This window comes from Serratia sp. DFXYC6 (assembly GCF_057196085.1).
Window position 1 is genome coordinate 2,283,463 of record NZ_JBXUNV010000001.1, and the last position, 13,795, is coordinate 2,297,257.

Below are 13,795 nucleotides of genomic sequence, written 5' to 3' on the forward strand. Positions count from 1 at the left end.
ACCGCAGGGCGACGCCGTGCGGGTCAATCAACCCTTTACTCCCGTTACTTTACCTGAAGCCGGCGATCGGCCGGTAGGCCAATGTTCCGAGAAGAAACGGGTTTACGCTTCTTTGCACAAGGGCCGCTTAAGCGGCCCTTTCTTATTGAATTGCAACGGCTAAACCATCAGTCATGCCGCGGCGGCGCCAGCACCTCGCGGTTGCCGTTATGCCCCTGCTCACTGACGATGCCCTGCGCCTCCATCTGTTCGATGATGCGCGCCGCGCGGTTGTAGCCGATACGGAACTGGCGCTGTACGCCGGAGATGGAGGCGCGGCGTTTATCCACCACGAAATCCACCGCTTGGTCAAACAGCGGATCCAGCTCTTCGTCGCCGTCCATGCCGCCGCCGGCACCGCCCTCGCCGTCTTCACCGCCGCTGAGAATGCCCTCTTTATATTGGGGCCGCTCGCGCGCTTTCCAATCCTTGACCACCGCATGCACTTCCTGATCGCGCACGAATGCGCCATGTACGCGCACCGGGATCGAGGAGTTCGGCGCCAGATAAAGCATATCACCCATGCCCAGCAAGGACTCGGCGCCCCCCTGATCGAGGATGGTGCGAGAGTCGATCTTGCTCGACACGGTAAAGGCGATACGCGTCGGGATGTTGGCCTTGATAAGGCCGGTGATCACATCCACCGACGGACGCTGGGTCGCCAGCACCAGGTGGATACCCGCCGCACGCGCTTTCTGCGCCAGGCGAGCGATCAACTCTTCGACCTTCTTGCCCACCGTCATGATCAGATCGGCGAATTCGTCGACCATCACCACGATGTACGGCTCTTTCTCCAGCACCGGCGGCGTGATGTCCATGCTGTCGGTCGGCTTCCAGAATGGATCCGGGATCGGACGCCCCATCGCTTCGGCCTGATCGACGCGCTCGTTGTAGCCGGCCAGGTTACGCACGCCCAGAGCTGACATCAGCTTGTAGCGGCGTTCCATTTCACCCACGCACCAGCGCAGCGCGTTGGCGGCGTCTTTCATGTCGGTGACCACGTCGGTCAACAGGTGTGGAATGCCTTCGTAAACCGACAGCTCCAGCATTTTCGGGTCGATCATGATAAAGCGCACTTCTTTCGGCGTGGCCTTATACAAGATGCTCAGGATCATGGCGTTGACCCCGACCGACTTACCGGAACCGGTGGTACCGGCGACCAGCAAGTGCGGCATTTTGCCCAGATCGGCCACTACCGGTTCGCCGGAGATGTCTTTACCCAATACGATGGACAGCGGCGACGGATTGTCACGGAAAGCCGGGCAATCCAGCACTTCGCGCAGATACACCGTTTGCCGTTTGGCGTTCGGCAGCTCCAGACCGACATAAGGCTTGCCGGGGATGACTTCCACCACGCGCACCGCCGAAGTCGACAGCGAGCGCGCCAGATCGCGCGACAGGTTGGAAATGCGCGCCGCTTTAACGCCCGGCGCCAGATCCAGCTCGAAGCGGGTGATGACCGGCCCCGGCAGGATGTCCACCACGTCGGCTTTCACGCGGTAATCAGCCAGGCTGGCCTCCACCAGGCGCGCCTTCTGTTCCAGCGCGAAGGAATCGACCGGCTCCACCTCTTTCGGCGCTTCGGTCAACAGATCCAGCGTCGGCAGCGGCGTGGTCGGCTTCTGCAGCGGCTGATCGTTGCGCATCAGGAACGGGTGAATCAGGCTGTCCATCGCCGGATGTTGCTCGGCCTGAGCTTGCTGAGGCTGCTGCTGCGCCGGTTGCTGCGGCTGCTGATATTGCGGCTGCGACGGCTGTTGATACTGCTGTTGCTGCGGCTGCTGGTATTGCTGCGGCTGCGGCTGTTGGTATTGTTGAGGCGGCTGATGCGATTGCTGAGGTTGAGCCGCAGGCGCCACAGGCTCAAACTGACCGAACGGCACATCGTCCTCCTGCTCGCTTTGCTGTTCAATGCGCTCTTCAAGCTGCGGGGACAGCGTGAACATTGGCTCGCTCGGGCCATCGTCCACCAGATCCGCCATCGGCGAGAAGCTGAAAGCATTGCGGGTATCGATCGGGCTGGTGGCCGGTGCCTGCGGAGCAGGTGCTTGCTGGCCGTAGCGCGCCTGCTGCTGCTCGGCGAACGCCTGGCGCAGCGCGGCCTCTTGCTGCGCCTCTTCGTCGTCCTGTTGATAGCCTTCGCCGTAGCGTTGGTGCTGCTGCTCGGCAAACGCCTTGCTCAGCTCGGCCTCCTGCTGAGCCTGTTCATCATCCTGCTCCGGCGCGTAGCTTTCGCCATAGCGCTGGCTTTGCTGCTCGGCAAACGCCTGACGCAGCGCGGCTTCCTGTAGCGCCTCTTCTTCCTGCGGGTTCACCACCGCCTCTGTCTGGCGCTGCTCCTGTTCGGCCGCACGCTGCGAAGGCAGCTTGATGCCGTAGGAAGCCAGTTCGCGACGGGTCGGGATGCGCACCGGATTCGGCCGCGGCAGTTCAGGGCCGATGCCCTGCTTAACCTGCGGATTGCCGTCGCTGGTCGCCGTGAAGGCCGGCATAAAGGTCGCCGCCGCGGCACCTGCAGCAGCAGCGGCTGCCGCCGTATCCGGCTGCGGTTTGGCGCCGGTGGCGCTGAAACCGCTCGAATTGCCGATGTCGACGCTGTCACGCTGTGCGGCGGTAAAATCAAAGGGAGAACGCGCCGGCGGCTGCGGTGCGGCCGGCTCTTGCCAGTTGCCGAGGCGCGGCTCATCGTCATCCTGATAAGGATCGACAGGACGCGTCGCCTTAGGCGCGGGCGTTGGACGCGTCGCCTTAGGCGCGGGCGTTTCTTCCGGGATCTCGAAGGAATACAGCGGCGGCGTAGCGTCTTGCGCCGGGGCGCTCACCGGGTGCTGATTGACAGAGGCCGGCGCGGCCGGCGCCACCGTCACCGACGGCGCCTGTGTGGCGATCGGCGCTGCAACGGGCTCGTGGATCTCTGCCTTCACCGCCGGTGCAGGCGAAGCCGCCGGCGCGATGGATGCGGCTTCTGCTTCAAGCTCGCCATCGTCGGCGCGCAGGCCGCTGAGCAACGGATCGGCGGCGTCTTCCGCCGCCGCTTTGGCGCTGTCGGTGACCGAAGGCGCGGAGAACAGCACGTCGTCATCGGCGGCCGCGGCTCCGGCGGCGGTCGCGGCAACCGCTGCGGCGGCGCCCTTCCCTGCCTGCTCAGGCTCGTCGTCGACGTAACGCTCGTCATCCTCAAAATAGCGCTCTTCGCGACGTGAGCGATTGGTCATCACCGTCGCGACGCCCAGCACCGCCCCGCCGATCTTCTCGGCGATCACCAGCCAGGACCAGCCGGTAAACAGCGTCAACCCCGCCGCCCATACGCACAGCAGCGCCAGCGTAGCGCCGATGCCGTTGAACCACGGCAACATGGCGTTGCTCAGCAGGCTGCCGATCACGCCGCCGGAAGCGAAGTAATAGAGATCGTCGACGTTCAGCGCCGCCAGCCCGCAGGAGGTGAGCACTAACGCCAGGGTGCCGATCAGGCGCAGGGAAAGCGCGAAATAGTCGATATAGTCTCTGTTGCTGCGTTGGCGATAAGCCGCCCAGCACAGGACCAGCATGATCGGCGGTATCGCGTAGGCGAGCACCCCGAAGGTGAAGAACAGCGTATCGGCCAACCAGGCCCCGACACCGCCGCCCAGATTGTGAATCGGCTCATGCCACGCGGTCTGCGACCAGCTTGGGTCAGACGGATTGAAACTGACCAACGCAGCCATGAGGTAAACGGCAAAAATCGCTACCACGATAAGCACAGCTTCCAGCAAACGCCGGCCACTGCTGAGTCTTTTCAGGGTAACTTCTTTATCTTCTGTATATTCCTGGCTCAAGAAAGGCTCTCCAGGTTCCTGTTAGCTGACATAGCAACAGCGCCGAGAAACTGCCCCGGCGCCGAAACTGTATGAATAAACAGGAGTGTAACCAATTTAATCAGGTTTTGCACCTGCACCTTACCGTGTTTTGATAACCAGACGGTTACTCTGTTTCACTTCTTCCATCACTACGTAGGTACGGGTGTCGTTAACCCCCGGCAAACGCAGCAAGGTTTCGCCCAGCAATTTGCGGTAAGCCGACATGTCCGGTACGCGGGTTTTCAACAGGTAGTCGAAATCGCCGGAAACCAGATGACACTCCTGAATCTCTTCAAGCTTCTGCACTGCCGAGTTGAATTGCTCAAACACATCCGGCGCGCCGCGGTTCAGCGTGATCTCCACGAAAACCAGCAGGGACGCATCCAAATAATGCGGGTTAAGCAATGCGGTATAGCCATGAATGAAACCCTGGCGCTCGAGACGGCGCACGCGTTCCAAACATGGTGTCGGGGATAACCCCACGCGCTTCGAAAGCTCGACGTTCGAAATACGCCCATCCTTCTGCAGCTCATTCAGGATGTTGCGGTCGATACGGTCAAGATCTTTACCCGGGCGTTTCTTGTTGTCTGCCATTATTATTGTCTCTCTTATTTTCTTCCGTGCACTTGCCACACCCTAGCCAACGTCAATGTGTAAGGGTTCGTTCCAAGCGAAGACCCGATGCCTGTCATATGCTTCTTCACTACCATCATTCCACGCCGCGCAGCCTGTCTGTCCAACTCCGCGCGATGCAGGTAACGACGTTTAGGTCGAGAAAAAATCAGCAAACGCTTGCGCGCTCTGCTCCGCACACCCATCGCGCATTGCCGCCTCGCGGCGCAAATACGTACGATTTGCTGGTGTTACGGGGATAATTTCTTCTTCCTATGATGTTTTCGCAAATGCGCAGCGGATTGTCAAAGTAAAAGAAGCAAAATCAGAACAACGTACCGTCACGAAAAGTCTGCATCCCATTTTTGGTTATGAATCGCTGGCAGATAAACCCCGGCGGGGAGCGGCTGAAGTCGCAGAATGCGCCGTTTTTGCGCGGTTGGCGATTCAGCAGCCGAATGCGGCTTTGATAAGGTAAATTTCTGCGTTCGGCGTACGATTTGCCGACAGCGGGTGCATTAATAGGCGACAACTATCATACAAATCGTTAACAACGTCGCCCGGCGCTTTTTTTACTGCGCCATTTTCCCTACAATCGGCTTCATTGTCCGCCATTGTGGAATAAAGAGGTTATTCATGGGCACGGCTAAACATAGCAAATTACTGATTCTGGGCTCCGGCCCGGCCGGTTACACCGCCGCCGTCTACGCGGCGCGCGCCAACCTGAATCCGGTGCTGATCACCGGTCTGGAGCAAGGCGGCCAGCTGACCACCACCACCGAAGTGGAAAACTGGCCGGGCGACGCCGAAGGGCTGACCGGCCCGGCGCTGATGGAGCGCATGCGCGAGCACGCGGAGAAGTTCCAGACTGAAATCGTCTTCGATCATATCAACAGCGTCGATCTGCAGCAGCGTCCGTTCCGCCTGTTCGGCGACAGCGGCGAATACAGCTGCGACGCGCTGATCATCGCGACCGGCGCCTCCGCCCGCTACCTTGGCCTGCCTTCCGAAGACGCCTTCAAGGGCAAAGGCGTTTCCGCCTGCGCGACCTGCGACGGTTTCTTCTACCGCAACCAGAAAGTCGCGGTGGTCGGCGGCGGCAACACCGCCGTTGAAGAGGCGCTGTACCTGTCCAACATCGCCGCCGAGGTTCACCTGATCCACCGTCGCGACAGCTTCCGCTCGGAGAAGATCCTGATCGACCGGCTGATGGAAAAAGTGAAAAGCGGCAACATCGTGCTGCACACCGACCATACGCTGGACGAAGTGCTGGGCGATGAAATGGGCGTGACCGGCGTGCGCATCCGCAGCACCAAAGCGGAAAACGAAACCCGTGAACTGGAACTGGCCGGCGTGTTCATCGCTATCGGCCACAGCCCGAACACCGGCATCTTCGGCGGCCAGCTGGAGCTGGAAAACGGCTACATCAAGGTACAGTCCGGCATTCACGGCAATGCGACCCAAACCACTATCCCCGGCGTCTTCGCCGCAGGCGACGTGATGGATCACGTCTACCGCCAGGCGATCACTTCCGCCGGCACCGGCTGTATGGCGGCGCTGGACGCAGAACGTTACCTGGACGGCATCGCCGGCGCGGAAGTCTGCTAAGACGTTTTCATCATCGGCAAAAAGCGGCTCTCGAGCCGCTTTTTTTGTTTCTGGGTTTAGCAATCTCTCCTTCCCATCTGTTATAGCCATATTTGCCCTCTTTATTCTTTTCAGTCTGCCGGGTGACGAGGTAACATGAGGCCTCGCTTGTTTGTCGCCGATTGCGCCAAACACTATTATTTAACAGTACGTTAACCCAGCCCGTAACAAACGGGCGCCGGCGACGCAGACGCATATCTGATGAAAAAAACCAGACAGCAACAGTTAACCCGTTGGCTTAAAACCCAGAGTTCGTTAGCGCAGCGTTGGCTGCGCCTTTCCATGCTGTTGGGGCTGTTCAGCGGCCTGCTGATCGTGGCGCAGGCGTGGCTGCTGGCCAGCCTGCTGCACGCCCTGATCATCGAGCACATCCCGCGCGAACAGCTGATCCCTTCGTTTATCTGGCTGATCGTCGCGTTCGCATTGCGGGCGCTGTTGAGCTGGCTGCGGGAGCGGGTCGGTTTCCAGTGTGGCCAGGTGATCCGTCAGCGCATGCGCCAGCAGGTGCTGGATAAGTTGCAGCAGCTCGGCCCGGCCTGGATCCAGGGCAAACCGGCGGGCAGTTGGGCCAGCATCATCGTCGAGCAGATCGAGGATATGCAGGACTATTACTCGCGCTATCTGCCGCAGATGTATCTGGCGGTCTTCATCCCGCTGCTGATCCTGATCGCCGTTTTCCCGATCAATTGGGCCGCCGGTTTGATTCTGTTGGCGACCGCGCCGCTGATCCCGCTGTTCATGGCGCTGGTCGGTATGGGGGCCGCCGACGCCAACCGCCGCAACTTCGTGGCACTGGCGCGATTGAGCGGCAACTTCCTCGACCGCCTGCGCGGCCTGGACACCCTACGGTTGTTCGACCGCGCGCAGGCCGAAACCGCGCAAATCGCCAAATCCTCCGAAGACTTCCGCAGCCGCACCATGGAAGTGCTGCGCATGGCCTTCCTTTCTTCCGGCGTACTGGAGTTCTTCGCCTCGATTTCCATCGCCGTGGTGGCGGTGTACTTCGGCTTTTCCTACCTCGGCGAACTCAATTTCGGCAGCTACGGCCTCGGCGTAACGCTGTTTTCCGGTTTTCTGGTGCTGATTCTGGCGCCGGAGTTTTTCCAACCGCTGCGCGATCTCGGCACCTTCTACCATGCCAAAGCACAGGCGGTCGGCGCGGCGGAAGCGCTGGAAACCTTCCTCAGCGCCGAAGGCGAGCAGATGGGCAACGGCACGCGGCAGCTGCCCGCCGATCAGCCGCTGACGCTACAGGCGAACGCGTTGGAAATCCTGTCGCCGAACGGCGTGCTGCTGGCCGGGCCGCTGAGTTTCACCCTGCAACCGCAGCAGCGCGTGGCGCTGGTCGGGCTGAGCGGCGCCGGTAAAAGTTCGCTGCTCAATCTGCTGCTCGGCTTTCTGCCCTACCGCGGCTCGTTGACCGTCAACGGCGTCGAGCTGCGTGAACTGTCCGCAGAAAACTGGAGGCAACAGTTGAGCTGGGTCGGGCAGAACCCGCATCTGCCGGCGCAAACCTTGCGCGCCAATATCCTGTTGGGCTGCCCGCAGGCCGACGAAGCGCAGCTGCAGCAGGCGGTGGAGCTCGCCTACGTCAGCGAACTGTTACCGTATCTGCCGCAGGGGCTCGACACCGAAGTGGGCGACAACGCCGCCCGCCTGTCGGTCGGCCAGGCGCAGCGCGTGGCGGTCGCCCGGGCGCTGATCGGCCCGCGCCGCTTGCTGCTGCTGGATGAACCGGCCGCCAGCCTCGATGCCCATAGCGAACAACGGGTGATGCAGGCGTTGAATGCCGCTTCGCATCAGCAAACCACCCTGCTGGTGACGCACCAGTTGGAAGATACCGAAGACTACGATCAGATTTGGGTGATGGATAACGGGCGCATCGTGCAGCAGGGCGATTACGCCACCCTCAGCGCCCAGCCGGGCCTGTTCGCCACGCTGATCGCCCATCGCCGCGGGGAGCTTTAATCATGCGCGTTTTGCTGCCGTTTTTGGCGTTGTATCGCCGCCATAGCCTGCTGATTAGCCTGGGCATCCTTTTGGCGATCGTCACCCTGCTGGCCAGCATCGGCCTGCTGGCGCTCTCCGGCTGGTTCCTGGCCGCCTCTTCGCTGGCCGGATTGGCGGGCCTGCTGACCTTCAACTATATGCTGCCGGCCGCCGGCGTGCGCGGCGCGGCGATCTTCCGCACCGCCGGGCGCTACGCCGAGCGCGTGGTCAGCCACGACGCCACCTTCCGCGTGCTGTCGCACCTGCGGGTGTTCACCTTCAGCAAGATCCTGCCGCTGACGCCGGGCGGCATCGCCCGTTTCCGCCAGGCCGACCTGCTCAATCGCCTGGTGGCGGACGTGGACACGCTGGATCACCTTTATCTGCGGGTGATCTCGCCGCTGGTAGGCGCGGCGGCGGTGATCCTGGTGGTCACCTACGGCCTGAGCTGGCTGGATCCTGCGCTTGCCCTGACGCTTGGCGGCATTCTGTTGCTGCTGTTGCTGCTGGTGCCGCCGGTGTTCTATCGCGCCGGCAAACCGATCGGCGGGCAACTCACCGCCCTGCGCGGCCAATACCGCACCGACCTGACCGCCTGGCTGCAGGGGCAGGCGGAGCTGGTGGTGTTCGGCGCCGTCAACGACTTCCGCCAGACGCTGAACGCCACCGAACAGCTGTGGCAACGCCGCCAGTGGCAGCAAGCCTCGCTGAGCGGCAAGGCGCAGGCGCTGATGATCCTCGCCAGCGGGCTGACGGTGACACTGCTGCTGTGGCTGACCGCCGCCGGCATCGGCGGCGATACCCAACCCGGCGCGCTGATCGCGCTGTTTGTCTTCGCCGCGCTGGCGTCGTTCGAAGCGCTGATGCCGGTGGCCGGCGCCTTCCAGCACCTCGGCCAGGTGATCGCCTCCGCCACGCGGGTCAAACAGATCATCGATCGCCAACCGGAAGTCTCCTTCCCGGCCGTCGGCCCGGCCGCCGCCGACCGGGCTCAGCTTAGCCTGCGGCAGTTGAGTTTCACCTACCCCGATCAGCCGCAGCCGGTGCTGCGCGACGTCACGCTCGAGGTGGCAGCCGGCGAACACATCGCCTTGCTCGGCCGCACCGGCTGCGGCAAGTCCACCCTGCTGCAGCTGCTGACCCGCGCCTGGCGCACCGACGGCGGAAAAATTCTGCTCAACGGCGAACCGCTGGAAGATTATGATGAAACCACGCTGCGTCGAATGACCACGGTCGTCAGCCAGCGAGTGCATATCTTCAGCGATACGCTGCGGGAAAACCTGCGGCTGGCCGCACCGGATGCCGGCGACGCTCGCCTGAGCGAGGTGTTGCAGCAGGTGGGGCTCGGCAAATTGCTGGACAGCGACGGCGGGCTGAACGCCTGGCTGGGGGAAGGCGGCCGGCAGCTGTCCGGCGGCGAACAGCGCCGGCTGGGCATCGCCCGCGCGCTGCTGCACCCTGCCCCGCTGCTGTTGCTTGACGAACCCACCGAAGGGCTGGACGCCGAGACCGAGCAGCAGATCCTGGCGCTGCTGCGCCGGCATTGTCAGGGCAAGACGCTGATCCTGGTGACGCACCGCCTGTACGGCCTGGAGCATCTCGATCGCATTTGCGTAATGGATGACGGCCAAATTGTCGAACAGGGCGATCACGCCGCCCTAATGCGCCAGCAGGGCCGCTATGCCCGCTTTCGCAACCGTATCAGCAACCTGGCGCCGTAATCGGCCCGTAGAGGACGCAGAAACCCTGTATGCGCATCGTTAAGCTTTCCCCTCAGTCGCTGGCGTTTCCCTCGCCTGAGGGCGCCCTGCGCGATCCCAACGGCCTGCTGGCGATCGGCGGCGACCTGACGGCACCACGGCTGCTGGCAGCCTACGAGCGCGGCATCTTCCCCTGGTACTCGCCGGGGGAAGCGATTCTGTGGTGGTCACCCGATCCGCGTGCGGTGCTGTTCCCGGCCGAGTTTCATCTCAACCGCAGCCTGAAACGCTTTCTGCGCCACGATCCGTTTCGCATCACGCTTAATCACGACTTCGCCTCAGTGATCGCCGCCTGCGCCCACCGGCCGGATGAAGGCACCTGGATCGGCCCGGAGGTACAGCGCGCCTATCAACATCTTCATCGCCTCGGCTACGCGCACTCGGTGGAGGTATGGCAGGATGATCAACTGGTCGGCGGCATGTACGGCGTGGCGCAGGGCGCGTTGTTCTGCGGCGAATCGATGTTCAGCCGCGTCACCAACGCCTCAAAATGCGCATTGATGGCCTTTTGCCGCCATTTTGCCGCTTATGGCGGGGAATTGATTGACTGCCAGGTGCTGAACGCTCACACTGCCCGCCTTGGCGCGCGTGAAATTCCGCGCCGTCAATTTTTGCAGCAGCTCAGCACCCTTCAACGGCGGCCTTTGGCACCGGCGTGCTGGGCGCCGCAAGTCATATCCCCACAGCCGGTTGAACCGCCCTGCCCAGCAAACTAATTGGTGGAAACGGTGCAATGTTCACCGACACATCTTTACATAATGGGGGTTTTTCGGCATTATCTTGCCGGTTAAAAACTAAGGTAGTTAGACCTAGAGGATTCGATGGCCAAAGAAGACAATATTGAAATGCAGGGCACCGTTCTTGATACGCTGCCGAACACCATGTTCCGCGTTGAATTGGAAAACGGGCACGTGGTAACCGCACACATCTCCGGTAAAATGCGTAAAAACTATATCCGCATCCTGACGGGCGACAAAGTCACTGTAGAGCTGACCCCGTACGACCTGAGCAAAGGCCGCATTGTCTTCCGTAGCCGTTAATCGGCTCACCGCGCGCCACACGCTGGCGGCATCGAGGATGTAATCCCTCGGGAGCCCTTTCCGTTTACCCCCGCAGCGACGTTACACAACGGGTTGCAGGTGCGCAGGTAAACTGAGAGGGCTCACTCGTTTCTGTTATACGGTGAATCTCACCCATAAAAAAAGCGATGCCGAAGCATCGCTTTTTCTTTGCCTGAAGGCGGCCTTAGTGCACCGCGCCCTCGTCCGCTTTGCGCTTGGCGGCGCTGAGGAAGTGGTAGGTCAGCTGTTTCTTGTCCTTGTCCAGCTCGACCTTCACGGAACCGCCGTCCACCAGCGAGCCGAACAGCAACTCGTTGGCCAGCGGTTTCTTCAGGTTCTCCTGCATGACGCGCGCCATCGGACGAGCGCCCATCGCACGGTCGTAACCCTTCACCGACAGCCAATCACGCGCTTCGTCGCTCACCTCCAGCGAGACGCCCTTCGCATCCAGCTGCGCCTGCAGTTCGACGATAAACTTGTCGACCACCTGCTGGATCACCTCGGTAGACAGATGGTTGAACCAGATGATGTTATCCAGACGGTTGCGGAACTCCGGCGTAAACACCTTCTTGATCTCTTCCATCGCGTCGGTGCTGTTGTCCTGCTGCACCAGGCCGATCGACTTGCGTTCGGTTTCCCGCACCCCGGCGTTGGTGGTCATCACCAGGATCACATTGCGGAAATCCGCCTTGCGGCCGTTGTTGTCGGTCAGCGTGCCGTTGTCCATCACCTGCAGCAGCAGGTTGAACACGTCCGGATGCGCCTTCTCGATCTCATCGAGCAGCACCACTGCATGCGGATGCTTGATCACCGCATCGGTCAGCAGCCCGCCCTGATCGTAACCGACGTAGCCCGGAGGCGCGCCGATCAGACGGCTGACGGTATGCCGCTCCATGTACTCGGACATGTCGAAACGCAGCAGCTCGATATCCATCGCCTTGGCCAACTGTACGGTGACCTCGGTTTTCCCGACCCCGGTCGGCCCGGCAAACAGGAAGGAACCGACCGGCTTGCGCTCGTGGCCCAGACCGGCACGGCTCATCTTGATCGCTTCGGTCAGCGCTTCGATCGCCTGATCCTGGCCGAATACCAGCATCTTCAAGCGATCGCCCAGATTTCTCAGCACGTCGCGATCGCTGGCCGACACGGTTTTCTCCGGGATGCGCGCAATGCGCGCCACCACGGATTCGATATCGGCCACGTTGACGGTTTTCTTGCGCTTGCTGGCCGGCATCAACCGGCTGCGGGCGCCCGCCTCGTCGATCACGTCGATCGCCTTGTCCGGCAGATGACGATCGTTGATGTATTTCACCGACAGCTCCACCGCGGCGCGGATCGCCTTGGCGGTATAACGCACGTCATGGTGCGCTTCATACTTGGCCTTCAGGCCGTTGATGATCTGAACGGTCTCTTCCGCCGTCGGTTCGGTGATATCGATCTTCTGGAAGCGGCGCGCCAAAGCGCGATCCTTTTCGAAGATGTTGCTGAACTCCTGGTAGGTGGTCGAGCCGATCACCCGGATCTTGCCGCTCGACAGCAGCGGTTTGATCAGGTTGGCGGCATCCACCTGCCCACCGGAAGCCGCACCGGCGCCGATGATGGTGTGAATTTCATCGATGAACAGGATGCTGTTCTGATCCTGTTCCAGCTGCTTGAGCAGCGCCTTGAAGCGCTTCTCGAAGTCGCCGCGGTATTTGGTGCCGGCCAGCAGTGAACCGATATCCAGCGAATACAGCGTGCAGTCCGCCATCACTTCCGGTACGTCGCCCTGCACGATACGCCAGGCCAGGCCTTCGGCGATCGCGGTCTTGCCCACGCCGGATTCGCCGACCAGCAGCGGGTTGTTTTTACGACGGCGGCACAGCACCTGAATCGCGCGCTCCAGCTCACGATCGCGGCCGATCAACGGATCGATGCCGCCCACACGGGCCAACTGATTGAGGTTGGTGGTGAAGTTTTCCATACGGTCTTCCCCTCCGGACTGCTCTTCGTTCACCGGGTTTTCCGCATTCGGCGCTTGGCCCGGCTCGTCTTTACGCGTGCCATGTGAAATGAAGTTCACCACGTCGAGACGGCTGACGTCGTGCTTGCGCAGCAGATAGGCCGCCTGCGACTCCTGCTCGCTGAAGATGGCCACCAACACGTTGGCGCCGGAGACTTCGCTGCGGCCGGAAGATTGCACATGGAAGACCGCGCGCTGCAACACGCGCTGGAAGCTGAGCGTCGGCTGAGTGTCGCGCTCTTCTTCGCCGGCGGGCAGCGTCGGTGTGGTTTGTTCGATGAAGGCTTCCAGCTCCTGGCGCAACGCGGCCAGATCCACCGTACATGCCTCGAGCGCTTCTCGCGCGGCAGGGTTGCTCAGCAACGCCAGCAACAGGTGCTCCACGGTCATAAACTCGTGTCTGTGCTCACGCGCCCTGGCGAAAGCCATGTTGAGACTGAGTTCCAGTTCTTGATTGAGCATAAGCACCTCCCCAATAGATTGCCTTATTCAGGCTTTTTCCAGCGTACAAAGCAACGGATGCTCGTTCTCCCTTGCGTACCGGTTCACATGGACGACTTTGGTTTCCGCCACCTCGGCGGTGAAAACACCACAGATCGCCTTGCCTTGATAGTGGACCGTGAGCATCAGTTGCGTTGCGCGTTCAATATCATAAGAAAAGAACTTTTGCAGAACGTCAATCACAAATTCCATCGGTGTGTAATCGTCGTTGTTAAGTATAACTTTATACATAGACGGCGGTTTTACCGCATCGATTTGTTTTTCTTCGGCCAAGTGTTCAAAATTTAGCCAGTCGTTGTTATTGCCCATCGCTGCTCATCTTCTCTGCTCTGCCCTCTGATATGGGGA

Annotated in this window: 9 protein-coding genes; 5 read left to right on the top strand and 4 right to left on the bottom strand. The window is 61.2% G+C overall.

Going from position 1 to position 13,795, the window contains the following annotated elements:
• Positions 1 to 167: 167 nt before the first annotated feature.
• Entirely contained in the window at positions 168 to 3,854 is a 3,687-nt protein-coding gene (locus tag AC2CGQ_RS11235; RefSeq protein ID WP_484593668.1) for a DNA translocase FtsK 4TM domain-containing protein, read from the bottom strand.
• A gap of 120 nt (positions 3,855 to 3,974) precedes the next feature.
• Positions 3,975 to 4,469: a leucine-responsive transcriptional regulator Lrp gene (lrp, locus tag AC2CGQ_RS11240; RefSeq protein WP_004928318.1), complete on the bottom strand. Its 495-nt coding sequence runs from the start codon at positions 4,467 to 4,469 to the stop codon at positions 3,975 to 3,977.
• A gap of 654 nt (positions 4,470 to 5,123) precedes the next feature.
• Between lrp and trxB the strand changes: the two genes are divergently transcribed.
• From trxB to infA, 5 genes are all read left to right on the top strand, one after another.
• Complete coding sequence (gene trxB / locus AC2CGQ_RS11245; RefSeq protein WP_004928321.1) at positions 5,124 to 6,095, top strand: thioredoxin-disulfide reductase; 972 nt, start codon at positions 5,124 to 5,126, stop codon at positions 6,093 to 6,095.
• Positions 6,096 to 6,335: 240 nt separating this feature from the next.
• The gene (gene cydD / locus AC2CGQ_RS11250) at positions 6,336 to 8,102 is read left to right on the top strand and encodes a heme ABC transporter permease/ATP-binding protein CydD (RefSeq protein ID WP_075684378.1); all 1,767 of its coding nucleotides are present in this window, start codon (positions 6,336 to 6,338) and stop codon (positions 8,100 to 8,102) included.
• A 2-nt stretch (positions 8,103 to 8,104) separates the two neighbouring features.
• A complete protein-coding gene (cydC, locus tag AC2CGQ_RS11255; protein ID WP_015377316.1) occupies positions 8,105 to 9,844 on the top strand; it encodes a heme ABC transporter ATP-binding protein/permease CydC in 1,740 nt (579 codons plus the stop codon).
• A gap of 29 nt (positions 9,845 to 9,873) precedes the next feature.
• Positions 9,874 to 10,599: a leucyl/phenylalanyl-tRNA--protein transferase gene (gene aat, locus AC2CGQ_RS11260; RefSeq protein ID WP_015377315.1), complete on the top strand. Its 726-nt coding sequence runs from the start codon at positions 9,874 to 9,876 to the stop codon at positions 10,597 to 10,599.
• Between the two features lie 105 nt (positions 10,600 to 10,704).
• On the top strand, positions 10,705 to 10,923 hold the full coding sequence (gene infA / locus AC2CGQ_RS11265) for a translation initiation factor IF-1 (protein ID WP_002211347.1): 219 nt from the start codon (positions 10,705 to 10,707) through the stop codon (positions 10,921 to 10,923).
• Positions 10,924 to 11,128: 205 nt separating this feature from the next.
• Here the strand turns inward: infA and clpA are convergent, their stop codons facing one another.
• Positions 11,129 to 13,408 carry an ATP-dependent Clp protease ATP-binding subunit ClpA gene (gene clpA / locus AC2CGQ_RS11270; RefSeq protein WP_004928343.1) on the bottom strand — a complete coding sequence of 760 codons (2,280 nt, stop codon included), beginning with the start codon at positions 13,406 to 13,408 and terminating at the stop codon, positions 11,129 to 11,131.
• A gap of 27 nt (positions 13,409 to 13,435) precedes the next feature.
• Complete coding sequence (gene clpS / locus AC2CGQ_RS11275; RefSeq protein WP_004928347.1) at positions 13,436 to 13,756, bottom strand: ATP-dependent Clp protease adapter ClpS; 321 nt, start codon at positions 13,754 to 13,756, stop codon at positions 13,436 to 13,438.
• Positions 13,757 to 13,795 lie beyond the last annotated feature (39 nt).